The organism is Bordetella genomosp. 2 (assembly GCF_002261345.1).
Classification (GTDB): domain Bacteria; phylum Pseudomonadota; class Gammaproteobacteria; order Burkholderiales; family Burkholderiaceae_B; genus Bordetella_A.
In genome coordinates, this window is sequence record NZ_NEVT01000003.1 from 1304108 (window position 1) to 1326023 (window position 21916).

Genomic DNA, 21916 nt, shown 5'->3' on the forward strand with positions numbered 1-21916 from the left:
CGGGTATTCCCAATTCACTGTTCAGCGGCTGCATCGGCACCTTTTGCGGATGCCACCTCAGTTGGCAACGTAAAGAGGTAGATCAGCATGTAGCGAGTCAATTCATGTGCTTGATTTGCTTCCATCTCGTCCACTCCGTCAATTTCGTGAAGTGCGTCGTTGCCAACGACACGGAGGCCATGCGCCCACGCTTGAAGGTCCGGGGTAATTTTGTGATTTTTCGCCAGTTCTTCGATGCGCTTGTAGAGGGTCAGCTTCGCAAGATCAGGCGCGATGGTTTTCGTAGAGAGTTCCAATGCACGCCTGTCCATCGCGACGGCCGAATCCCAATGCTTACGCTTCAGTGCTTCATCTGCCTGTACAAACGCTTTTTGTACTGCTTCAGGGCAGTGGCGGGGTGCATCAGTTTCTTGTGGTTCGGGATGCAGACTGAGAATTGCCCAGCCATGGAAGTGTCGGTCAATGCGCAGCGATCCGTCCACGGCACCGGGATCGCCTCCTCGGGTATTCAGGGTAGCAACCACCGCCTCCAAACATGTATTGCAGGTGTAAAGGGTATACCAAATTTCACGGGTTTTCTGCCGTTGGGCAGCCAGCGTGAAGGCCGCATTCTGGGTATGGCAGTGAGGGCAATTCAGCATCAGGGTGAGGGCCATGCTTACTCCTGAGAAAGATCGGGCTCGCTTTGATCACGATTGGGCGTTCGGCGTGAATCATAGCTTGACGGACGGGTGGCAGCGGTTGAGGGTAATCCCTGTTTCTTTGCGAATAGCCAACGCATTCGTCGCCCAGCAGCACCGCCATCACCGGCCAGTGAGGGGCTGCAAGTTCGCCATCGGCGCATCCGCTGACGGGCGCCTGGTAGGTGTCGCAATTGTCGGCCGGCCCGTGGCGCGTGGCCACGATGACGGCCTGACCGCCGAAGTCACGCGCCTGTGTACCGATGGCACGCGAAATGCCTGCAGCTTGCTGTATGGAGCGGCGTGGCGCGCGGCACGGTCCATGGGTTATCGCCGCCTGATCACCTACACGCTCCCCGACGAGGGAGGCGCCAGCCTGCGCGGTGCCGGCTGGCGCCTATTGGGCGTGCGCGGCGGCGGCAATTGGAACACGCCAGCTCGGCCGCGCGTCGACACCGTGGCTGAGCTGCGCGGCCAGAAGCATCTTTGGGAGGCCAAGGCGTCATGACCAAGCCAGCCCCGTACTCCTCTGACACCCGCGCAAAGGGCTGGCGCTTCGAGCTCGACCACGAGCGCATCCGGCAGTCCGATACCTGGGCGCTGGCCGCGCCCGAGATCCGGCCGTGGCTGCTCATGCTGTGGATGACGGCCTGGGAGCAGACGCCGTGCGGAAGCCTGCCGGATGACGACGAACTGATCGCGGCCCGCATTGGCATGCCGCTGGACCAGTTCCAGGCCGCCAGGGCGCGACTGCTGCGCGGCTGGTGGCGGGCCGACGACGGCCGGCTGTACCACGACACGATGACCGAGCGCGTGCTGGAGATGATCGAGCGCCGCGACGGCGAGCGCAACCGCAAGGCCGAATACCGGGCCCGCAAGCAAGCCGAGCTGGCCGCTGCCCAGCGACAACAGGCCGAAAGCCGTCCCGATACGTCCCCCGGTAGTCCTGATTTGTCCCACGGGACAGACGCGGGACTACCAAGGGATTCCGGTGGGAGTGACGCTACCGGAACCGGAACCGGAACCAGTAAAGAAAAAGATATACCGGCGGCGGCGTCTTTCGCGGGCGCGCCCGCGTGCGAGGCCGAACCCTCGCCGCCGCCGCTGGACGACGAGACGCCCGAGAAACGGGCCATGCAGGTCGCCGCTTGGCTGCGACGCCGGGAGAAGGGCCGCGGCAAGCAGCCGCGCGGCACGCAGAGCAACGACCCGCGTATCGCCGCGTGGCTCGCCGCCGGCGTCACAGGCCTGCAGCTGGCCGAGGCCTACGAGCTCGCCGTTGCCGACCGCGAAGACTCGGGCGACGTCGGGCCGATCACGCCAGGGTTCCTGGACATCTTCGTGGCCAAGGTCCTGCATCCGCCGGCGGCACAAAGCGCCGTCAACAGCAAGCGGCCGGCGGCCAGCAAGGCCGACCCGCTCGCCTGGGCCACGACATGGTCCGGGATCGTCGCCAAGGGCACTGAGCTCGGGCTGCAGCAACAGGCCGGCGAGCTCGACCGGGATTTCAAGCTGCGGGTGCATGCCACCGCCGGCACGACTGCCGACGACTTCGCGCGCCTGCTTGCCGACTACGGGGTGAGGGTATGAACACGATGCAGCAGCCACTGCGCGACCCGCGCCGCTGGGCACGCCGGATCCTGGCGGAGCAGAGCCGCAAGGGCGGCCGCCGGTACGCGCCGGCGGTCCTGGCCATGGCCGAGCGTGCGCTCGCCGCGGCAGCCCAACAGGAGAGGGCGCAATGACGGTCCAGTGCGTCGGCTGCCGCCTGTTCAGCCTGCAGAAGCACGCCGGCATGGCAGAGCAGGGCTTCGGGAAGTGTGCGCTGGACGTCGATCGCCCCGGCAAGTTCCAGAGCGCCACATTCCGGCGGTTCTGTCCGGATTTCGCCGCGGCCCTGAGCCCGGTGGTTGAAAAACGAGTTGAATGGCTGCGTGAGCGCCGTGAGGAAAGGAGATTGATGTGCTTGAATTCGTGATTCCTGGGGTTCCCGCTGGAAAAGGGCGGCCACGCGCGCTCAGGCGCGGCAACCACATCAAATTGGTTACCCCGGACGAAACTGCTGCATACGAAAGCAAGGTCGCTCTGGCCGGCCACCAGGCTATGGCTGGGCGCGCATTGCTGAGCGGGCCCGTATGCGCCGTGCTCACGATCAAGCTGCCAATCCCGGCGTCTTGGTCCAAGCGCAAGCAGGCCGCCGCGCTGGCGGGTACCGAACTGCCTACCAAGAAGCCGGACGCCGACAACGTCGTCAAGGCCATATTTGACGGCCTCAATGGCGTCGTTTGGAACGACGACACCCAGGTGGTCGACATGGTTGTCCGCAAGCGCTACGCGGCCGTACCGGGCGTGGCCGTCAAGATCGCCGCCGTCGAATTTCAAGCCCAGGATCTGCTCGGAGCGAGCCGCCATGCGTGATACGACCCTTCCAACCCGTGAGCCGGGCACTTTCTCCTGCCCCGAGCACGCCATTGCCGTGGCCTACCTGATGCTGGCCCTACCCATCGAGCCCAAGAACCCGACCCAGCTGGTCTGCGAGGCCCTGCAGGAGCGTTTCGACGCAACCTACGAGCGCAAGGCGCTGTCCGGCCTGACGCCGCACGACTGGCACGCCCAGGCGGTCTTCACCGTCAAGGCGCTGCAGCGGACGCTGGGCGACGGCATCGGATTTCACATTTTGCGGGCCCAGTACGGGACAGGCGAGGAGGGGGCGGCCAGTGCGCGCCAAGTGTCCGAATGGCTCAACCCGGAGGCCCCGGCCGACAGCCGCATGCGCGAGCTCACCGACCTGCTGGTGGGGAACATCCTGCGAGGCCGGCCGCGCCAGCGCGACCTGTCGGATCGCTTCGACGTGCCGAAATCCAACGTCTCGCGCCTGGCCTCGGCGTATCGGGTCCTGGTGGAGGGCGCCCGTCGCGCCGCGCTGCTGCGGCTAGACGTCTGCATGCGCGATGCGGGTATCGTGGTCGATCTGGACGAAGATCGGCGGCCGACACCCCTTGACAACGTGGGACAAGATCAGCAGAATTCAGCCATACTCGTAGCAAGTGCGACCTGAAGAAACGCCCCGGCCAAAAACCGGGGCGTTTTGCTTTCATGGGGTCGACATTATCATCACGGCAGCCAGAATGAACAACCAGCCCCCGGCCATCCACATCAAGGCCAGACAATATCCGATCGCTGCCGTGCGGTTCTTTGGAATATTGGCAGTTCGGATTAGTTCGAACGCCACGATTTCCTCAGGGTCAGCTCCAGCCACATGTTTTGAAAATTCATTGGCTTGTGCCCGGTAGATGTCCGTAGAGATGGCCTGGGCTGTCAGGCCCACAAGAAAAGAAAGGAAGTGCAGGCCCACCGCAGCGTAGATCATTATCCTTGGCGCTTCGGCGATGGCCAGGATGGTTCCGGCAGCCGCCAGGCCGAGCCCCGCGCCCGTTGAAATTGATTTAAGTGCTGCAGTGTGCGCATCCAAATACCGACGGGACTCCTGATACCACAGATCTACAGCCTGTGCGGCGTGAACATGAGCAATCAGATTGCCCGTAAAGTCTGATTGCCGCTTCTTAGAACGGCGGGCCCACCAACCCATGAAGGCAGCGGGCAGGATCAGAGCTAGAAGGACGGCGGCAAGAGCGACCGTCCTCCCAATTTTCTCCTGCTGGGCAGGGGGCAAGGCGCGCCACATCTCACGCGTGCCTTCAAGCGCCGTGCGCACACCTTCAACCATGATCTTCCAATCGAAGTCCACTGACGCGGTCCTTGAAGTCTTGGAATGAAAGAAGACGGCGACGGCCGTGCAGCAGCAACTGCGCGACCGACAGCCGACCCACGGGTTAAGGCCGTGAGCGACCCGAGGCCGTCCCACCTGTACAGGCGGGGGCAACGGTAACACATTCTCACGAATAGATGGCATCCCCAATCGTTCCCTGGCTGGGCGGCAAACGCCGCCTGGCCGATCGCATTTTTCCCTTTTTCCCCGTCCATGATTGCTACGTTGAGCCCTTCGCGGGCGGCGCCGCGCTCTTTTTCATGCGCCCGACGCCCGCCAAGGTGGAGGTGCTGAACGACGTGAACGGCGAGCTGGTGAACCTGTACCGAGTGGTGCAGCACCACCTCGAGGAGTTCGTCCGGCAGTTCAAATGGGCGCTGACCAGCCGCGATGTGTTCAAGTGGCTGCAGATCACCCGGCCGGAGACGCTGACGGACATTCAGCGCGCGGCGCGCTTCTTCTACCTCCAGCAAAACGCCTTCGGCGGCAAGGTGGACGGGCAGACGTTTGGCACTGCGACGACGGCGCCGCCAGGCCTCAACCTGCTACGCCTTGAGGAGAACCTGTCAGCGGCCCACCTGCGCCTGGCCGGCGCCTACATCGAGAACCTCCCCTGGCAGAAATGCCTGGAAATGTACGACCGGCCCCACACGTTGTTCTACATGGATCCGCCCTATTGGGAGACGGAGGGGTACGGCGTGGGCTTCGGCTTCGAACAGTACGAGGACATGGCGGCGCGCATGCGGCAACTGCAGGGCCGCGCGATCGTCAGCCTGAACGATCACCCTGACATCCGGCGGGCGTTCGACGGCTTCGACATCGAGGCCACGGAGCTGCGCCACACCGTCGGCGGCGGCCGCGGTGTTGAGCGCGGCGAGATCCTGATCTTCAGCTGGGACACGGCCGCAGCGCCGGCCGGGCTGTTCTAGGACCACATCATGGCGAAGCGACCGGCGCTCACCCGGCCCGCGCCGTCCGAGCAGCTGGCCGGCTTCGCGCCGGCGTCGGAGCTGCTGGCCTGGGTCGAACAGGCCATCCTGGCCCCGGGCGGGCCGCTTCACAATCCAGATCACGCCCACCTGGTGGATGCGGATCTGGCATTCCTTTGGGCGCCAGGGGCATTTGCCAAGGCTGGCCGCACCGTCGTGGGCCAGGCCGAGCAGGTGATGTTCCGCGCCGGAGGCTGGCAAAAGGCCCGTCAGGAGCAGCAGATGGTGGATTGGTTCGGCCGGGTGCCGACATTCCTGATCACGCTGGCGGCCGACTACTGCGCCACCTGTAGCGACGAGGAATTCTGCGCGCTGGTCGAGCATGAGCTGTACCACATCAGCCAGTTGAAAGACGAATTTGGGGCGCCGGCCTTCTATCGGGACGGCCGCCCGAAACTGGGCATCCAGGGCCATGACGTCGAGGAATTCGTGGGCGTCGTCCGGCGCTACGGCCCCTCGGCCGAAGTTTCCCGCCTGGTGGCCGCTGTCAAGGGCAAGCCCGAAGTGGCGCGCCTGAACATCGCCCGGGCCTGCGGCTGCTGCCTGAAGGCCGCCTGACCGATACCGATCCTTTACAGATTTCACATTATGGCAAGGCTGAACGACGCGCAGAAGCGCTACATCGTGCAGGCCCTGGCCTGCTATGACACGCCGGCGCAGGTCGCCGAGGCGGTAAAGGAAGAGTTCGGGCTGGACGTCCACCGGGCGCAGGTCGCCCAGTACGACCCGACCAAGGTGTCCGGCCAGGACCTGGCCAAGAAGTGGCGCGACCTTTTCGACGACACCCGCAAGCGGTTCCGCGACGAGGTGGCCGAGATCCCGATTGCCGACCAGGCGTACCGGCTGCGCACGCTCCAGCGCGCCATGGCCAAGGCGGAGCGGCAGGGGAACGTGGCCATGGTGTCGCAGCTGCTCGAGCAGGCCGCGAAGGAGGTGGGCGGGGCGTTTACCAATCGCCACAAGCACGAGCATGGCGGCCCCAACGGCGGCCCAATTCCCACCGCAAACTTGTCGAAAGAAGAATTCCGGGAGATCGCCCGCGAGTTGCTAGACGAGGTCTGACATGCGCGAGTACACCGCGGCCGAACGGTTGGCCGCGGCTGAACTGGCGCGCGCTGATCTGTACTTCTACACGCGCTGGATGTTCTACCAGCGCAGGCGTTTCCCGTGGAAGCGGGCGCGCCAGCACAAGATCCTCTGCGATGCCCTGATGCGGGTCTTCCGGGGCGAGTGCCGGCGGCTGATCGTCAACATGCCCCCTCGGTATTCCAAGACCGAGATCGCCGTCCAGAACTTCATTTCCTGGGCGCTGGGGCATTTCCCAGATGCCGAGTTCATCCACACGTCCTACGGGGCCAAGCTGGCGGCGAAGAACTCGCTGCAAACCCGTGACATCCTGGATCACCCGGCCTACCAGGAGATCTTCCCGGGCACGCGCCTGCACCCGTCTTCGATGGCCCGGGACGACTGGAAGACCACGGGCGGCGGCGTGATGTACGCCACTGGATCCGAGGGCGCCATTACCGGTTTCGGGGCTGGCAAGCAGCGCGAGGGTTTCGGTGGCGCCATCGTCATCGACGACCCGCACAAGCCCGACGAGGCCGACAGCGACACGATCCGCGAGGGCGTGATCGAGTGGTTCCAGAACACCCTGGAGTCGCGGACGAACACGCCCGATACGCCGATCATCGTCATCATGCAGCGCCTGCACCAGAACGACCTGGCGGGCTGGCTGCTGGAAGGCGGCAACGGCGAGGCCTGGGAGCATGTGTGCATCCCAGTGCGCAACGAGGACGGCACGCCCCTGTGGCCGGAGAAGCACAGCTCCGAGGACCTGGACCGCATGGAGGCGGCGAACCCCTACGTGTTCGCCGGCCAGTACATGCAGCGCCCCAGCCCGCGCGACGGCGGCGTATTCAAGCCCGGGCGCATCGAGATTGTCGACGCGCTGCCCGCCGGCCTGGAGCTGCATCGCGGCTGGGACTTGGCCGCGTCCAAGGGCAAGGGCGACTGGACGGTGGGTGCCAAGCTGGGCCGATCCGAGGATGGCGCCCTCTGGATCGCTGACATCCAGCGCGAGCGCGGCAGCCCCGACGATGTCGAGCGGTTGCTGGTCACCACGGCCAGGGCCGACTGGGTGAAGGTGCTGCAGTCCATACCGCAGGATCCTGGACAGGCCGGCAAGGCGCAGGCGACGTACCTGGGCAAGAAGCTCAGCGGCTGCCGCTTCGTCTTCACGCCGGAATCCGGCGACAAGGCTACCCGCGCCGCGCCGTTTGCCTCCCAAGTCAACGTGGGCAACGTGCGCATGCTGCGCGCGCCCTGGAACCAGGCACTGATCGACGAATTGGCCATGTTCCCCAACGGGACCTTCGACGACCAGGTCGACGCCCTGGCCCGGGCCTTCAACAGCATGGGCGACAACCTATCGCGCTTCAAGGCGCTGGCGAGTTGAATATGAGTTTTCACGCGGACGGCTACGAGTCGGCGCTGATCGGACACCGCCGACTGCAGGTCGGCCAGTCCGCGCCGCTGACCGAGCTGCAGCTGTACGCCAGCGGCGGCATCTTCGGCCGGGTGGTGGACGCGCCGGCCGACGACGCCGTGGCGCGCGGCGTCACCATCAAGGGCGACGATGGCCGAATCGCGGCCGAGCTGGACCGCCTGAAGGTGTTGCCGGCGCTGGCCGATGGCATGCGCTGGGCTCGCCTGACCGGCGGCGCGGCGATCATGCCGATCACCGACGACAGCGCCCGGCTGGATGCGCCGCTGAACCCGGCGCGCCTGCGCCAGATCCACGAGTTCCGAGTCTTCGACCTGACGGACATCGATGCTTCGGAGCGCCGGTACCGCGACCCGTACAAGGCGAACTACGGGCAGCCGGAGGTCTACCGGGTCCGAAGCCTGGCGCCCGATGACGGCACGGCCGTCTTCTACGTGCACGAATCCCGGCTGATCCCGATTCCGGGCGACCCGCTGCCGCGTCGGCTTGCCGCCGTGACTGGCGTGCCCTGGGCCGGGCGGACCGCTGTCGAGCGCACCTACCGCGCCATCTGCCGGTACCAGGAAGCCTTGGCGCTGGCCCTGAAGGTGCTGGAACGCAAGCAGCAGGGCGTCTACGGCATGAAGGGCCTGGCCGAGGCGATCCAGGCGAATCAGGAAGCCGCTGTGCAAAAACGCATCGACCTGGTCGACGCCGTGCGCGGACTGCTGAACACCGTGGCGATTGACAGCGAGGACGAGTACGTCATCCACGACGCCAACGTGTCGGGCGTGCGCGACCTGGTGAACGAGTTCCAGGTGGGGGTGTCGGCCGAGTGCGGCATGCCGGTCACGATCCTGTTCGGCCGGTCGCCGGCCGGGCAGAACGCTACCGGCGAGGCCGATTTCGACGGCTACTACGACCTGGTCGAGGCCCTGCAGCGCAGCAAGGGAACGCCGGCGCTCGAGCGCGTCGTGTCGCTGATCCTGGCGCAGGAGTCGTTCGCCAATCCGCCCGAGGCCTGGTCGATCTCCTGGCCGTCGCTGAAAAGTCCGACGCCAAAGGAAGAGGCGGACGTACGCGAGACGAATGCCAAGGCGGAAAAGGCCGAGATGGAGGCCTTGTCGCTGGCCGTGGACAACGGCCTTAGCGAGGACGAGGCGCGGGCCTACATGAAGGAGCGCGGGCAGTATGGCCTCAAACCTGATGAATCCGGCGGGCGCACCGCGGCCACGCAGTACGCCGCGCAGACCGCGTAAGTGGCGCTATCCGGCCGGGCAGGAGGCAGATTATGCTGCCGCCCTGGACCAGATTGCGCGCCGGACGACCGAGGCCGTAACCGCACATGTCCTGCCGGCGCTGGGCGCCGCGCAGCGTGGCGACGACCTGAACAGCATCCCGGAGACCGAGGGCTGGTACGAGACGCTGCGCCAGGCCTTCCTGGCGGCGCTGAGCGCGGCATCGGTCGATGACGAGGCGGTCGGCAGTCTGGTGGCGCTGGTGGCGCGCCGCGTCGAGCGGTTCAACGCCGAGCAGTTCCACCGCACGATCCGGCAGGCCTACGGCGTCGACATCTTCAAGGCAGAGCCCAGGCTGGGCCAGCTGGCCACCATCTGGGAGGCCGAGAACATCAAGCTGATCAAGTCGATCCCGGCGCAGTACCTGGAAGGCCTGCACGGCAAGGTGGTGGCGGCCGTCCAGAAGGGGACCAGCCTGCGAGAGCTGACGGCCCTGGTGCGGCAGACCTACAAGATGCCGCGCAACCGAGCCGAGCTGATCGCCCGCGACCAGGTCGGCAAGCTGAATGGCCAGTTGACCGAGTACCGACAGCAGAACATCGGTGTCGAGGAGTACCGGTGGCGCGGCGTTCTGGACGAGCGCGAGCGCGAGGAACACGTGGCGCGCGAGGGCGAGGTGTTCCGCTGGGACAAGCCGCCCGAAGATGGCCACCCCGGCCAGCCTATCCGCTGCCGGTGCTGGGCCGAGGCAGTGCTGCCGCTGTTTGAAGACCTGGACGCCCTGGTCGTCCACTGAGGAAATCCCCATGGTTATGCGATTCGACCGCGTGGCATTCAAGGCCACGCGCACCGACGAGGGCTACATCAAGGACACGCCGGTGCTGACCCGCACCGGCGTCTTCGTCTATCTGGACGGCCAGGGCCGCGAGCGCCGCGAGTACCGGCCGCCCGACGAGGTGTTCAACGCCGATTCGCTGGCCAGCCTGAAGGGCGTGCCGGTCACCGACACCCACCCGGGCAAGGTCAGCGCGCGCAACGTCAAGCAGCACATGATCGGCACCGTGCTGTCCGAGGGCCGGCAGGACGGCGACCGCGACATGGTCGGCGATGTCGTGATCTACGACGCCAGCCCGATCGACGAGGGCGGGAAAAAGGAGCTGTCGCTCGGCTACGAGCTCGAGCTCGATGAAACCCCGGGCGTGTCGCCCGACGGCGAGCGGTACGACGCCGTCCAGCGACGCATCCGATACAACCACCTGGCGGTGGTCAAACGCGGCCGCGCGGGCAACGCGCGGCTCAACCTGGACGCGGCGGACGCCGTAACGAAAACCGAAGAGGACAATGACATGAGCATGGTCAAGATCCGCCTCGATTCCGGCCTGTCGTACGACGCGGCCCCGGAAGTGGCGAACGAACTGGAGCGCCTGCGCGCCGACGCAGCCGAGCTGCGGCAGAAGGTCGACGTCGAGGCGGCCCGTGCCGACACCGAGAAGGCGCGCGCCGACAAGGCCGAGGCCGACATCAAGAAGGCCCGCGAGGACGCCCACGCGGCCGCGCTGGCCCGCGTGAAGCTGGAAGCCGCCGCCACCGCCCACAAGGTGGAATTCAAGGCCGACACGACCGACCGCGCGCTGCGCGAAGGCGTGATCAAGGCCATCCGGGGCGACGGCTTCGACCTGACCGGCAAGTCGGACGGCTACGTCGAGGCGGCCTTCGACCTGGCCGTGGCTGACAGCGCCGGCCGTCAGGACGCCGCGGCGTCCCAGCGCCAGACGGTCAGCGGCCAGCCCGGCCAACCGACCACCCAGATGAACCAGGACGGCGGCAACCAGCCCAAGTCCGCCGCCCAGGCGCGCGCCGCGATGATCGCCGCCCGGAACAAGGAATAAGGAGCTGACATGTACGAGGACTACATGCTGCCGGCCTTCGCCGGCATGAAGGTGGATTCGGGCGACGACCGCGTCGAATCCTTCCCGGCCGCCGGCGACCTCGCCGTGGGCGTGGTGTGCGGCACCAATGCCAGCGGCCTGCTGGTGGCCGGGCCCGGCACCAAGGTGCGCGGTGTGTCGCTGCACACCGCCACGCTGCCCTACGACCGCTACCGCTACGTCGAGGGCGACAGCGTGTCGACGATGACGCGCGGTCTCGTCTGGGCGCGTGTCACCGCCGCCGGCACCGTGACCGAGGACGGCCCGGTGAAGTTCGCCGCCGACGGCACGGTGTCGGACGGCGGCGCCAACACCCTGAACAACGCGGTCTTCCGCAGCGGCATCGTGACCGGCCCGAACGGCCAGCAGATCGCCCGCGTGGAGCTGCACAACCCGTTCAGCGTGCCGCCCGCGGCGCCTTAATCGCGTCTCCGAACCCACCCCATAGGGCCCGCCTCGAGCGGGCCTTTTTCATTTCCGCGAGGGAAAGATGGAACACATGCATTATGACCAGGCCGACCTGGCCGGCGTTCAGGCCTTTGCCCCGACCATGGGCGGCCTGCGCGAAGACGAGGGCATCTATGCCGCCCGCGAGCTCGACTACGTGAAGTCGCGCACCTACGACAAGAAGCTGCCCCCGATGAAGGGCCTGCAGCTGGTGCCCCAGTCCAGCGAAGTGCCGGAATGGGCCGAAACCTACACCTACAAGGTGTATGACCAGGTCGGGATCGCCAAGATCATCGCCAACTACGCCGACGACCTGCCGCGCGTGGACGTCTACGGCCAGGAAGTCACCGCCCGGATCAAGGATATCGGCGACTCCTACGGTTACAACGTGGGCGAGCTGCGCGCCAGCATGGCCATGCGCACGTCCCTGCCCACCCGCCGGGCCGCAGCGGCGCGCCGCGCCATCGAGGTCAAGCAGAACCAGATCGCCATGGTGGGCGACGCCGCTCACAAGTTGTACGGGCTGACCAATCACCCGAACATCGGCATCACCACGGGGCTCAATGGCGACTGGGCGAATCCGGCCACCACGGCGGACCAGATCCTGTCGGACCTGAACGCGCTGTACAACGCCGTGCGGCTGCAGTCGAAGGGCGTGCACACCCCCAATGTGCTGACGATCCCGAGCACGCAGTACGCGGCGTTGTTCTCGAAGCGTCTGTCGGACTCGGGTGGTCTGACCGTAGGCGAGTTCTTCCTCAAGCAGCACCCGGGCCTGCGCATCGAGGACGTGCCCGAACTGGCCGATGCTGGCACCGGCGGCGTCTCGATGGCGATCATGTACGAGCGCAGCGAGGAGAACCTGAGCATGGAGAACCCCATGCCGTTCAACCAGCTCGCGGCGCAGGCGCGCAACCTGGAGCTGGTCGTGCCGTGCTTGGCGCGTACCGGTGGCGTCGCGGTGTATTACCCGCTGGCGCTGACCAAAGCGGAGGGCATCTGACATGGAAAAGCACGTCAAGAACCTGGCGGCGTTCGCCATCGTGACCGCCGCTGGCGAGGTCATTCCGCCCCTGCAGACCTCCAAGGCGCCCATCGACATCACCAAGCGCGACACCGCGGCGCTGATCAAGCGCGGCGCGCTCGAGGTGGTCGGCGGGGGCAATGCGGCCGGCGACGAAGGCAACGAACCGCTCGACCCGGCCACCATGAAGGCTGCCCAGCTCAAGGCCGAGCTGGACAAGCTGGGCGTCGAGTACGCCGGCAACGCCAGCACCGAGGTGCTGCGCGAGCTGTACGTGTCGAAGCTGGCCGAGCAGGCGGGGCAGTAGGCATGGCCGCCACCGTCGAGCTACTGGACTTCCTGGCGCCGGCGGTGGCGGGCATGTCGGCCGAGGACAAGCAGAAGGCCCTGGACATCGCCGCCGGTTACCGGCCGGCATGCCTGCCGGAGGCCAAGCAGGACGAGGCGCAGGCCTGGTATGCCGCCTGGTTGCTGTACGGGCGCCTGCAGCAGCTGGCCGGCCAGGAGCAGGGCGCCACGCCCTTGCCGGGCGTGATCAGCGAGAAAGAGGGCGACTTGTCGCGCACTTACGGGCGCGCTGACGGCGCCGAGGATCCGGCGGGTTTCTTCGGCCACTATGACCGGCTGGCCAAGCTGTGCCGCGCCGGTGCGATCACGGTCGGAACGAGGCGCAGGTATGGCTGCTGTTAAGACCATCGACCGCGGGCTGAACCGCCTGATGGCCCAGGCCCGTGCGCTGGACGGGTCCGGCGTGAAGTTCGGCATTCAGGGCGACGCCGGCGCAGACCCGGAAAGCGGCGCCGACCTGGTCGACATCGCCGTCTGGAACGAGTACGGCACCGAGCACATCCCGGCGCGGCCGTTCATGCGGGACTTTGCCGAGAAGAACGGCAAGGTGCTGGGCCAGGCGATGGACCGTGTCGCCATGGCGGTGCAGGATGGCCGGCTGTCGGCCGATGCCGGGCTGGACCAGCTGGGTACCTTCGCGGAACGCCACCAGAAGGCGCACGTGCAGCAGTCGAAGGCCTGGGCGGTGCCGAATGCGCCGTCCACGGTAGCCAAGAAGGGCAGTGACGTGCCGCTGATCGACCAGGGCGTCATGGTCAACGCCATTCGCTACGAGAAGGTGCGCTGATGGGCTTTCGCAGACCGCAGACCATCCGGCCGCGTGCGGGCGGGCAGTACGTGAAGGGTCGATGGGTCGAAGGTGCCGACGCGGTGCCGTACACGATCCAGGCCTCGGTGCAGCCGGCCAGACTGTCCGACTACGACATGCTGCAGCCCAACGCCGAGGGCCGGCGCATTACGGCTGCCGTGCGCATCTACACCACCGCGGTGTTGAATGTGGCCGGCCAGGACGATCAGAACGGCGACCGCCTGGTCTGGAACCGGGCGCCACACCCTGGCGACTACCTGGTGGTGGCCGTGGCGCCCTGGCAGTCAGGCGTCATTTCGCATTACCGCTACCTGGCGGTGCTGCTTGCAAACTGAGTGCCCACAGAGCCCCGGCAGTCTGGGCCGGGCCCGACGGGGTTAAGCGTCGGGAAAGGACTACCGCGCCGGGCGGGGCAGCCAGACACCGGGAGGGCAGTACCGAGTCGGCGCAGGCCGATAGCCCCATCGGTACACACAAAGGACCACAATGGACGCCCAACAAGCCATCTTCGACCTGATCGAGCACGCGGCCGGCGGTATCCCTGTGATTTTCCGCGACGGCAACGGCCCGCGGCCAGGCAAGCCGTACATGACCCTGAAGGTCACGCCGGCGGCGCGCTTGCCGGTGCATCTGGGCGCTGTGGACCAGGACGGGCGCCAGGATGTGTCGGCGCACCGCGACGCCGGCGTCGAACTGCAGTGCTTCGGCGACGACGCCTTCCAGGTGCTGGACGAGCTGAGCCTGCGCCTGGGCTTTCCCAGTCTGGTGGACTTCGCCAACTCGCTGGACCTGGCCGTGTTCGACGTCGGCGACGTCCAGGACCTGCCGGTACCCCGCGACGACGCCCGGTTCGAGCCGCGCGCCGTGCTCGAGCTGCGCGTGCGCTACACGGGCACGCTCGCCGACGAGGTTGGCTACTTCGAGGCGGTCGAGGTCACCGGCACCTTTACCGGCGGCGCAACAGAGCTGCCGCCCATCCAGATCACCACTGCGGCGTCCTGACGTCGCCAGCCTTGCATCCGGCCGCCTTCGGGCGGCCATTTCTTTGGAGCCACGACAATGGCGAATCTCGACCGGATCGTGAACGTTCAGATCTCCCTGAACACCACCGCGATCAAGGAACAATCGTTCTCCGACCTGCTGGTGCTGGGCGCGCACACGCTGTCAGTCAACCGCGTGCTGGTCGTCACCCAGGCCGACGAGCTGATCGAGCTGGGAATGTCCGCCGCCGACCCGCTGTACATGGCCGTGCGCGACTCGTTCAAGCAGATCCCGACCCTGAACCGTATGTATGTCGGGCGCCAACAGGTCGACGAGGCGGCCATCACGGTCACCGCAGCGGCGGAGGCCGCCTACTCGGTCACGCTGACCTGGCGCGACGCCCAGGGCGCCGTGCAGACTGCGACGGCCGTCTACACGGGCCTGGCCGCAGACACCCCGGCCGCCATCGCCACCGGCCTGGTGGGGGCCATCAATGCCACCGCCGCGCCAGTGACGGCGACTGCCACGGCCGCAGTGGTGTCGATCGACGCCGATGTCGCCGGCGCCGCTTTCGGCCTGTCGGTGGCGGGCAATCTGACCATCAACGCCGCGACCAGCACCGAGACGCCGACCGAGGCGCTGACCGAGTGCCGGGCCGAGAATGGCGACTGGTACGGCGTGGTCCTGGCTTCGCGCGCCGAGGCGGACATTCTGGACGCCGCCGAATGGGTCGAGGCGAATCAGAAGCTCCAGTTTGTGGGCTCGGCCGACCCGGGCATCATCGATGCCGCGCTCAGCACCGACCTGGCGTCGAAGCTGAAGGCCAAGAACTACTTCCGCACGGCCTGCTGGTACCACGCGCTGGCGGCGTCCGAATGGCTGGAGTCGGCCGTAGCCGCCAACCGCTTCACCTTCTACCCGGGTGCGGAGACGTGGGCCAACGTGAAGCTGGCCGGCATCACGGCTGACAACCTGCGCGAGGGCCAGGCCCAGGCAGCCTTCAACAAGAACGCCAACACTTTCGAGCCGTTCCGCAATTTCGCCATCACGCAGGGCGGCAAGGTGGCGGCGGGCGAGTGGATCGACGTCATCCGGTTCCGCGACTGGCTGGCCGAGCAGATCAAGATCGCCGTGGCGTCGGCCCTGATCAACGTCAAGGGCCAGCTGGGCAAGGTGCCGTACACCGATGGCGGCATCCAGATCGTCACGAACGCCATGCGCGGGGTGCTGGACCTGGGCGTGGCTCGCGGCGGCATCGCGCCGGAAGAGGTCGACGAAGACGGCCGCAAGATTCCGTCCTACACGGTTTCGGCGCCGCTGTCGGCCAACGTGCCCTTCAACGACAAGGCCAACCGCATCCTGCGCGACGTGTCATTCACGGCCCGACTGGCCGGCGCCATCCACGCCGTCGAAATCAAGGGCAACCTGACCTACGAACTGTAATCGGAGCCGAGCATGACGGTAAAAACCTACGACCCCGCGAAGGTCATCATCACCTTCGGGGCATCCACGATCACCGGCACGGCCGACGGTACGTTCGTCAATATCGAGCCGATCTCGGACGGCATCACGTCGCAGTCCGGCGCGGACGGCGAGGTGGCGCGGGCCATGTCGGCCGACCGCCGCCACCGTGTCACGATGACGCTGCAGCAGACCAGCCGTAGCAACGACGTGCTGTCGGGCTATCACGAAGCCGACCGGCTGAGCGGCGGTGGCGGCGCGTTGCCGCTCACCGTGCGCGACCTGCGCGGCACCACGCTTTTCGCTGCCACGGCCTGGGTGACCAGGATGCCGGCCAGCGAGTACGGCATCGAACTGGGCAACCGCGAATGGACGCTGGAAACCGGTCCGGCCGCGTACTTTGTCGGGGGCAATGACTGATGAGCAAGCCCTACGAAGTCACCATCGGCCGCACGACCTTCTACATCCGGCGCTTCGATGCCTTCTCGGCGCTCGAGCTGTTCGGTGACCTGCAGCGGGACATCCTGCCGGCGGCCGGCGGCGCCCTGGCGGCGGTTTTCGGGCCCGAGGACAGCGCCAAGGACGAGCAGTCCATGTTGCAGGCCTTCCGCGAGCTCTCGACGACGCTGGACGGCAAGACGCTGAAGGCCTGGGCGGATCGGCTCATCGACCCGGACCTGGTCGCCTATGAGCGGGACGGCGCCGAGCCCGCCAAGCTGGACAAGCGCGGCCGCGAAGCCGCCTTCGAGGACTTCACCGAGATCCTGGAGCTGATGTTCCACATCATCAAGTGGAACTGCGAAGGCCCTTTGGCGCGCTGGCTCGACCGTTTTGGCGAGGTCCGCGCCAAGATGGAGAGCCTGTCGGCAAGTTTAGGGAAGACCTCGAGCGCGAGCTGATCATCTGGCGGCCGATCCTGGCCGGCCACGCCAGCCTGGCCGACGTCAAAGCCGGCCGGGTCGACCTGCTGGACCTGCTCAAGATCAACGCGCTACTCGATGCGCAAGAGGCTGCCCAGGAGGCCGCCGCCCGAAAGAAGAGGTAACCCATGGCTGTAGTCCGCGAACTGGTGACGCTGCTGCGCTATCAGGTCGACCAGTCCGGCCTGCGTGCCTACCAGCAGCGCGCCGTCACGGTGGCCGACCGCCTGCGGCGCGGCATGCGCGTGGTGCGCGACGCCGGCGTCGGTGCCATGCAAGGCGTCCGCCTGGGCGTGCAGGACGTGCTGCGCGAGCAGCGGGCATTGAACGCCGCCCAACGGCGGGGTGTGGCCGAAACCCGAAAGATGGGTGACGGTTACAGCCGCGTGGGCGGCCTGATTCGTGGGGTTCTGACGGGGATTTCGGCGCTGAGCACCGCCCGGGTGGCCGACGAGTGGGCGAGCGTGCGCGGCCGCGTGAGCCTGGTGACCGACAGCATCGCCGAACAGGAGCAGGCTCTGCGTAGCCTATTCCGAATCGCCCAGGACACCCGGCAGCAGTACGTTGCCACGGCCGACCTGTTCCAGTCGGTCCAGCGCAACCGGAAAGAGCTGGATCTGACGCTGGCGGACTCGCTGCAGCTGACGAAGACCATCGGCCAAGCGCTGACCATTGGCGGCGGCAGTACTTCCGCTCAGCAGGCGGCGCTGGTGCAACTGAGCCAGGCCCTCGGCTCGGGCGTCCTCCGCGGCGAAGAACTGAACTCTGTGCTCGAACAGGCGCCGCGCCTGGCTCAGGCGATTGCGGAGGCTTTCGACGTTCCGGTCGGCAAGCTGAAGGAGCTCGGCGAGCAAGGCAAGCTGGCAAGCAAGGACCTGGCCAAGGGTTTGCTCATGCAGGCCGGCAAACTGGCGCGCGAATTCGACCGGATGCCGAAGACTTTCGGCGCGGCCTGGACCCTGATCACGAACAAATGGGGCCAGATTGTCGACTCCATGAACCGGGCGTCGGGAGCCAGCGAGGTCTTCTTCGCGGTCACCAAGCGCGTGGTCGACAACCTCGGCGACATCGCCAAGGTCGGCGCGCTGGCCGCGCTGTCATACGGCATCGTGCGGGTGACGCGACTGCTGCGGGCCATGCGCACGGCCGCCTGGGCTTCGCTGGGGCCATATCTGGCCATCGCGGCGGCGCTGGGCGCGGTCTACCTGATCGGCCAGGACATCTGGGTGTGGCTGCAGGGCGGCGACTCCATCCTGGGAACCCTCGTGGGTCGGGTGGAGGACTGGCAGTTTCAGCTCGACTCGATCCTGATCGTGGCCAAGGAGATCTGGTGGGCCATCGAGAATATCGGCACGGCGCTGGCCAACAGCATTGGCGAGGCCCTGGGCCTGAGCGTCACGTTCACCGACCTGGGCGACGTGGCACGCACGGTGTTCCGCGCGATCCTGGCGACGATCCGTTGGGCGCTGGGTATCGTCCGGGACCAGCTGAAGGCGGTCGCCGCCGTGTTCCGCGGGGACTGGGAGACGGCAGGGGAGCTGGCCAAGAAGGCTTTCACCAGTCTCCTGCAGCCCCTGGTGCTGCTCAAGGACAAGGCCGTCGAGGTCATGCAGAACATCGGCAAGGCCATCCAGGAATGGGTGACTGACAAGCTCCAGGCGGCCAAGCGGGCGCTCGAAAGTCTGCTGCCTGCCGGCTGGTCGGATTCGGAGCAGGCCAAGCGCATGAAGGGCGTCAATGCCACCTTGCGCGAGTATCTGCCCGATTTCCTGTTCGGGAATGCCTATGGCGTGTCGCCGGCCAGCGTCCAGCGCGCCGGCGCGGGGGGCGGCGTGACGGTGCAGAACAATATCGGCGGCGTCACCGTCAACGCGCCCAACGCGAACCCGGCCAGCGTCGCCGCGGCGACCCAGAAGGGCGTCGGCGGGGCGCTGAATCGCTATGGCAACCCCTTCGGCTCCGATGTTCCTATGGTTGAGGTGAGCCCATGAGCTTCGTTTCGCTGGTCTTCGGTCAAGGCTTCGCCCAGAGCTCCGTCGGGGCGGTTACCCTCGATGCGCTCCTGGGCGAGACCACCGAGTTGAACAGCCGCGCGACAGAATATGTGGTCGAGGACGGCCCGCCGGTGACCGACCATATCGTCCAGGACTCGGAGCAGCTGCATCTCTCGGGGTGGATCACGTCGGCGGACCTGACGCTATTCGGCGCCCAGGGGCGGTCGAAGCTGGTTTCGGCCAAGGCTGCCTTGCGCCGGATCCACGCCGAGCGGTTGCCGGTGACGGTCACCACAGGCCTCGACGTGTATGTCGACATGGCCATGGAGTCCTGCAAGATCGAGCGGACCAACGAGGGCGAGTTCTTCAGCGTCCAGTGCGGCTTCCGCAAGATTCGCAAGGTGGCGCTGCGCACCGCGGATATCCCGCCGGCCAAGGTGGCCGTGTCTGCCAAGGGCAAGGCTGGCCAGACCAAGACCAACGCCGGCAAGGCCGACACGCCCGAGGCCACGCCGAAGCAGCAGTCGGACCTGTACCGGATCCTGAACAGATGATCACCATTCCCGTCATCGACGCCAACGACAGCCTCACAGAGGTCGAGCTGGAGGGCGGCACGTACTTTTTGCGGCTGTCCTGGAACAGCGAGGCCGCCCTCTGGGTGCTGGGCATCGAGAACGCCAACAATGAGGTCATCATCGCCGGCATCGCCCTGGTGCCTGACACGCCGCTGCTTACCCAGTACCGATACCTGCCGCTGCCGCCAGGTGAGATCGTGGCGCTGGCACCCGACCGACGCGACACGATCAGCCGGGAGGCACTGCCGTCTGGCGACGTGACGCTGGTTTACGTGACGGCGCAGGAGGTGGTCAGTGGCACGGTTTAATCGGGTATACAGGCTGTTGATGGGCAAGGCTGGCCAGACGGGCGTCGAGATCACCCAGCCGCTGCGCATCACCTTCGAGATCGAGAAAACCACCAGCGAGCAGCCGAATCCGCACAAGATCCGCGTCTACAACCTGGCCGCCGCCACGCGGCGCGCCATCGAGGAGCCGGACCTGCGCTGTGTGCTCTACGCCGGCTACGCAGAGGAGCACGGGCCCATCCTGATGGCGGCGGGCGCCATCACGTTCGCCTACACCGCCTACGACGGGCCGGACGTGTTCACCGAGCTGGAGGTGCGCGACGGCTATGTCGAGATCCGCGATACCGCCGTCTCCCTGGGCTACGGGCCCGGCGCCCGCGCCTCGGTCATCGTGCGCGAGATCGCCAGGCAGATGGGGCTGCCCCTGATCCTGGAGGACGACGCCCCGGACCGGACATGGGCGCACGGCTTCTCGTTCTACGGGCCGGCACGCCAGGCCCTGCACAAGGTGGTGGCCGGCACGGGCCTGGAGTGGTCCATCCAGAACCAGCAACTGCAGGTTATCGCCCGGGGCGGCACTACGCGGCGGCAGGCGGTCGTGCTGGCTGCCGACAGTGGCCTGCTGGGGTATCCGGAGCGCACGCGCGAGGGCGCGCGCGAGAAAGCCAAGGTGAAGGACCGGGACACCGGCGAGATCCGGCAGATCGTCAGCGCCCAGCAGCAACGCGAAGGCTGGCGCGTCTCGTCGCTGCTCTTGCCATCGATCAACGCCGGCGACCTGGTGAAGCTGGAAAGCCGCAGTGTGCAGGGCTTCTACCGCGCCGACGGCGTGCGCCACGTCGGCGACAGTGCGGGCGGCGACTGGCAGACCCAGCTAGACCTGGTGGACCGCTACGCGCCGCCCAAGAAGAAACAGCCATGACCGACCCTGTAACCGACCTGCGCCGCCTGATCGCCGCCGAGCTCGCCGAGGTGCACACCACTTTGCCCGGCGTGATCGTGGCCTACGACGGCAGCACTGCAGTGGTCCGGCCGGCGCTGCCCAAGCAGCTCGCCAACGGCCAGGTGTTGCCGGCGCCCCAGATCGTCAGCGTGCCCGTATGCTGGCCGGTCGGCGACGTGGCGGGGGCGCTAGCGCTGATCAGCGTGCCGCTGAAGCCGGGTGATCCGGTCGTGTTGCACTTTTCCGAGCGCGCGCTGGAATCGTGGCTGGCCGGCGGCGACGGACCGCCCGATGACCCGCGCCAGTTCGACCTGACGGACGCCTTCGCCGCGCCCGTGGTCAGGCCAGGTGCGGCGGCAGCAGACACCGAGCATGTCAGCGTCCAGTACGGGCCCGGCTCGATGAAGATCGCGGCTGACGGCACCCTGACCATTCGCGTGCCGCGCAAGCACGTCATTGCCGACGAGACGGTGTTCGACAGCCCCGTCACGATCAATGGGCTACTCACCTACACCCAAGGGATGACGGGCGAGGGGGGCGACGGCGCGACGATCCGTATCCGGGGCAACGTGGCTTTCGAGGATGGGTCGCTGACCCACAACGGCAAGGATGTGGGCGATAGCCACCGCCACGGCCTGCCGGACGGCGGCGCCACGGATGAACCGCTATGAGCCTTGATCTGAAACTCGCTGACGACCACGACCTGGCCCTGTCGTCGGCCGGCGATGCCCGATTGCTCGATGGCGCCGAGCGCATCGCCCAGCAAATCAAGGTGACGCTGCTGACGTTCCTGGGCGAATGGTTCCTGGACACGGATTTCGGTGTCCCCTATCTGGAGCAGGTGCTGATCAAGGCTCCGCAGCGCGCCCAGCTCGAGGCTGTGTTCCGGGCCCGGATCGCTGACGTGCCGGGCGTGCGTGGTGTGCGCCGCCTTGACCTGCAGATCGAGCGTGCGCTGCGGCGCCTGCGCGTCGAGTTCGAAGCCGAGACGGACGAGGGCATCGTGACCCTCCAGTTCGTCCTGTAACCCCTAATTCTGAGG

The 21916-nt window shown here is 66.8% G+C and carries 31 protein-coding genes; 29 read left to right on the top strand and 2 right to left on the bottom strand.

All coding sequences use genetic code 11. The features are described from left to right. Positions 1–14: 14 nt before the first annotated feature. Positions 15–656 carry a DUF4145 domain-containing protein gene (locus tag CAL24_RS08260; protein ID WP_094806352.1) on the bottom strand — a complete coding sequence of 214 codons (642 nt, stop codon included), beginning with the start codon at positions 654–656 and terminating at the stop codon, positions 15–17. On the opposite strand from CAL24_RS08260, the gene CAL24_RS08265 reads away from it, so the two are divergent. Genes CAL24_RS08265 through CAL24_RS08285 form a run of 6 tightly spaced genes read left to right on the top strand, consistent with a single transcriptional unit; the run spans position 655 to position 3738 of the window. After that, complete coding sequence (locus CAL24_RS08265; protein ID WP_249278493.1) at positions 655–1188, top strand: XF1762 family protein; 534 nt, start codon at positions 655–657, stop codon at positions 1186–1188. The genes CAL24_RS08260 and CAL24_RS08265 overlap by 2 nt on opposite strands. Beyond that, positions 1185–2270, top strand: a complete 1086-nt coding sequence (locus CAL24_RS08270; protein WP_094806354.1) for a DUF1376 domain-containing protein — start codon at positions 1185–1187, stop codon at positions 2268–2270. The genes CAL24_RS08265 and CAL24_RS08270 overlap by 4 nt, the downstream gene beginning before the upstream one ends. Next, complete coding sequence (locus tag CAL24_RS24135; RefSeq protein WP_155808144.1) at positions 2267–2425, top strand: hypothetical protein; 159 nt, start codon at positions 2267–2269, stop codon at positions 2423–2425. The genes CAL24_RS08270 and CAL24_RS24135 overlap by 4 nt, the downstream gene beginning before the upstream one ends. After that, positions 2422–2658, top strand: coding sequence for a hypothetical protein (locus CAL24_RS08275; protein ID WP_094806355.1), 237 nt, complete (start codon positions 2422–2424; stop codon positions 2656–2658). The genes CAL24_RS24135 and CAL24_RS08275 overlap by 4 nt, the downstream gene beginning before the upstream one ends. Continuing rightward, positions 2643–3098, top strand: coding sequence for a RusA family crossover junction endodeoxyribonuclease (locus tag CAL24_RS08280; RefSeq protein ID WP_249278494.1), 456 nt, complete (start codon positions 2643–2645; stop codon positions 3096–3098). The genes CAL24_RS08275 and CAL24_RS08280 overlap by 16 nt, the downstream gene beginning before the upstream one ends. Next, positions 3091–3738 carry a hypothetical protein gene (locus CAL24_RS08285; protein WP_094806357.1) on the top strand — a complete coding sequence of 216 codons (648 nt, stop codon included), beginning with the start codon at positions 3091–3093 and terminating at the stop codon, positions 3736–3738. Before CAL24_RS08280 ends, CAL24_RS08285 begins: the two co-directional genes overlap by 8 nt. 36 nt (positions 3739–3774) lie before the next feature. Here CAL24_RS08285 and CAL24_RS08290 read toward each other — a convergent pair whose 3' ends face one another. Beyond that, complete coding sequence (locus tag CAL24_RS08290; protein ID WP_094806358.1) at positions 3775–4428, bottom strand: hypothetical protein; 654 nt, start codon at positions 4426–4428, stop codon at positions 3775–3777. Positions 4429–4586: 158 nt separating this feature from the next. Between CAL24_RS08290 and CAL24_RS08295 the strand changes: the two genes are divergently transcribed. The 23 genes from CAL24_RS08295 (at position 4587) to CAL24_RS08410 (ending at position 21901) form a co-directional block, all read left to right on the top strand. Then, complete coding sequence (locus tag CAL24_RS08295) at positions 4587–5378, top strand: DNA adenine methylase (RefSeq protein WP_094806359.1); 792 nt, start codon at positions 4587–4589, stop codon at positions 5376–5378. Between the two features lie 9 nt (positions 5379–5387). Then, positions 5388–5996 carry a putative metallopeptidase gene (locus CAL24_RS08300; protein WP_094806360.1) on the top strand — a complete coding sequence of 203 codons (609 nt, stop codon included), beginning with the start codon at positions 5388–5390 and terminating at the stop codon, positions 5994–5996. Positions 5997–6026: 30 nt separating this feature from the next. Continuing rightward, positions 6027–6500, top strand: coding sequence for a DUF2280 domain-containing protein (locus CAL24_RS08305; RefSeq protein ID WP_094806361.1), 474 nt, complete (start codon positions 6027–6029; stop codon positions 6498–6500). Between the two features lies 1 nt (position 6501). Then, entirely contained in the window at positions 6502–7893 is a 1392-nt protein-coding gene (gene terL, locus CAL24_RS08310) for a phage terminase large subunit (protein ID WP_094806362.1), read from the top strand. 2 nt (positions 7894–7895) lie between these two features. Beyond that, positions 7896–9179 (top strand): phage portal protein, encoded by a 1284-nt coding sequence (locus CAL24_RS08315; protein ID WP_094806363.1) that lies wholly within the window; start codon positions 7896–7898, stop codon positions 9177–9179. Continuing rightward, positions 9112–9954: a phage head morphogenesis protein gene (locus tag CAL24_RS08320; protein ID WP_094806364.1), complete on the top strand. Its 843-nt coding sequence runs from the start codon at positions 9112–9114 to the stop codon at positions 9952–9954. The genes CAL24_RS08315 and CAL24_RS08320 overlap by 68 nt, the downstream gene beginning before the upstream one ends. Positions 9955–9964: 10 nt before the next feature. Beyond that, entirely contained in the window at positions 9965–11047 is a 1083-nt protein-coding gene (locus tag CAL24_RS08325) for a DUF2213 domain-containing protein (protein WP_094806365.1), read from the top strand. Between the two features lie 9 nt (positions 11048–11056). Further along, positions 11057–11509, top strand: a complete 453-nt coding sequence (locus CAL24_RS08330; protein WP_094806366.1) for a structural cement protein Gp24 — start codon at positions 11057–11059, stop codon at positions 11507–11509. A 67-nt stretch (positions 11510–11576) separates the two neighbouring features. Next, positions 11577–12536: a DUF2184 domain-containing protein gene (locus tag CAL24_RS08335; protein WP_094806367.1), complete on the top strand. Its 960-nt coding sequence runs from the start codon at positions 11577–11579 to the stop codon at positions 12534–12536. A gap of 1 nt (position 12537) precedes the next feature. Next, a complete protein-coding gene (locus CAL24_RS08340; RefSeq protein ID WP_038853165.1) occupies positions 12538–12864 on the top strand; it encodes a hypothetical protein in 327 nt (108 codons plus the stop codon). 2 nt (positions 12865–12866) lie between these two features. Beyond that, complete coding sequence (locus tag CAL24_RS08345) at positions 12867–13247, top strand: DUF4054 domain-containing protein (RefSeq protein WP_028353442.1); 381 nt, start codon at positions 12867–12869, stop codon at positions 13245–13247. Continuing rightward, positions 13234–13692, top strand: a complete 459-nt coding sequence (locus CAL24_RS08350; protein WP_094806368.1) for a hypothetical protein — start codon at positions 13234–13236, stop codon at positions 13690–13692. The genes CAL24_RS08345 and CAL24_RS08350 overlap by 14 nt, the downstream gene beginning before the upstream one ends. Then, positions 13692–14048, top strand: coding sequence for a hypothetical protein (locus tag CAL24_RS08355; protein WP_094806369.1), 357 nt, complete (start codon positions 13692–13694; stop codon positions 14046–14048). Before CAL24_RS08350 ends, CAL24_RS08355 begins: the two co-directional genes overlap by 1 nt. A gap of 151 nt (positions 14049–14199) precedes the next feature. Continuing rightward, positions 14200–14715, top strand: a complete 516-nt coding sequence (locus CAL24_RS08360; protein ID WP_212591729.1) for a phage neck terminator protein — start codon at positions 14200–14202, stop codon at positions 14713–14715. A gap of 57 nt (positions 14716–14772) precedes the next feature. Continuing rightward, positions 14773–16137 (top strand): DUF3383 family protein, encoded by a 1365-nt coding sequence (locus CAL24_RS08365; protein ID WP_094806370.1) that lies wholly within the window; start codon positions 14773–14775, stop codon positions 16135–16137. A gap of 12 nt (positions 16138–16149) precedes the next feature. Next, a complete protein-coding gene (locus tag CAL24_RS08370; RefSeq protein ID WP_028353437.1) occupies positions 16150–16575 on the top strand; it encodes a phage structural protein in 426 nt (141 codons plus the stop codon). Then, positions 16575–17054, top strand: a complete 480-nt coding sequence (locus CAL24_RS08375) for a phage tail assembly chaperone (protein WP_094806371.1) — start codon at positions 16575–16577, stop codon at positions 17052–17054. Before CAL24_RS08370 ends, CAL24_RS08375 begins: the two co-directional genes overlap by 1 nt. Before the next feature lie 149 nt (positions 17055–17203). Further along, on the top strand, positions 17204–19066 hold the full coding sequence (locus CAL24_RS08385; RefSeq protein ID WP_094806372.1) for a tape measure protein: 1863 nt from the start codon (positions 17204–17206) through the stop codon (positions 19064–19066). Next, on the top strand, positions 19063–19623 hold the full coding sequence (locus CAL24_RS08390) for a phage baseplate protein (protein ID WP_094806373.1): 561 nt from the start codon (positions 19063–19065) through the stop codon (positions 19621–19623). Before CAL24_RS08385 ends, CAL24_RS08390 begins: the two co-directional genes overlap by 4 nt. Further along, positions 19620–19952, top strand: a complete 333-nt coding sequence (locus CAL24_RS08395) for a phage baseplate plug family protein (RefSeq protein ID WP_094806374.1) — start codon at positions 19620–19622, stop codon at positions 19950–19952. Before CAL24_RS08390 ends, CAL24_RS08395 begins: the two co-directional genes overlap by 4 nt. A gap of 19 nt (positions 19953–19971) precedes the next feature. Then, the gene (locus tag CAL24_RS08400; protein ID WP_249278495.1) at positions 19972–20853 is read left to right on the top strand and encodes a phage protein; all 882 of its coding nucleotides are present in this window, start codon (positions 19972–19974) and stop codon (positions 20851–20853) included. Further along, positions 20850–21545 carry a Gp138 family membrane-puncturing spike protein gene (locus tag CAL24_RS08405; RefSeq protein ID WP_094806376.1) on the top strand — a complete coding sequence of 232 codons (696 nt, stop codon included), beginning with the start codon at positions 20850–20852 and terminating at the stop codon, positions 21543–21545. The genes CAL24_RS08400 and CAL24_RS08405 overlap by 4 nt, the downstream gene beginning before the upstream one ends. Further along, positions 21542–21901, top strand: a complete 360-nt coding sequence (locus CAL24_RS08410; RefSeq protein ID WP_028353431.1) for a hypothetical protein — start codon at positions 21542–21544, stop codon at positions 21899–21901. The genes CAL24_RS08405 and CAL24_RS08410 overlap by 4 nt, the downstream gene beginning before the upstream one ends. Positions 21902–21916 lie beyond the last annotated feature (15 nt).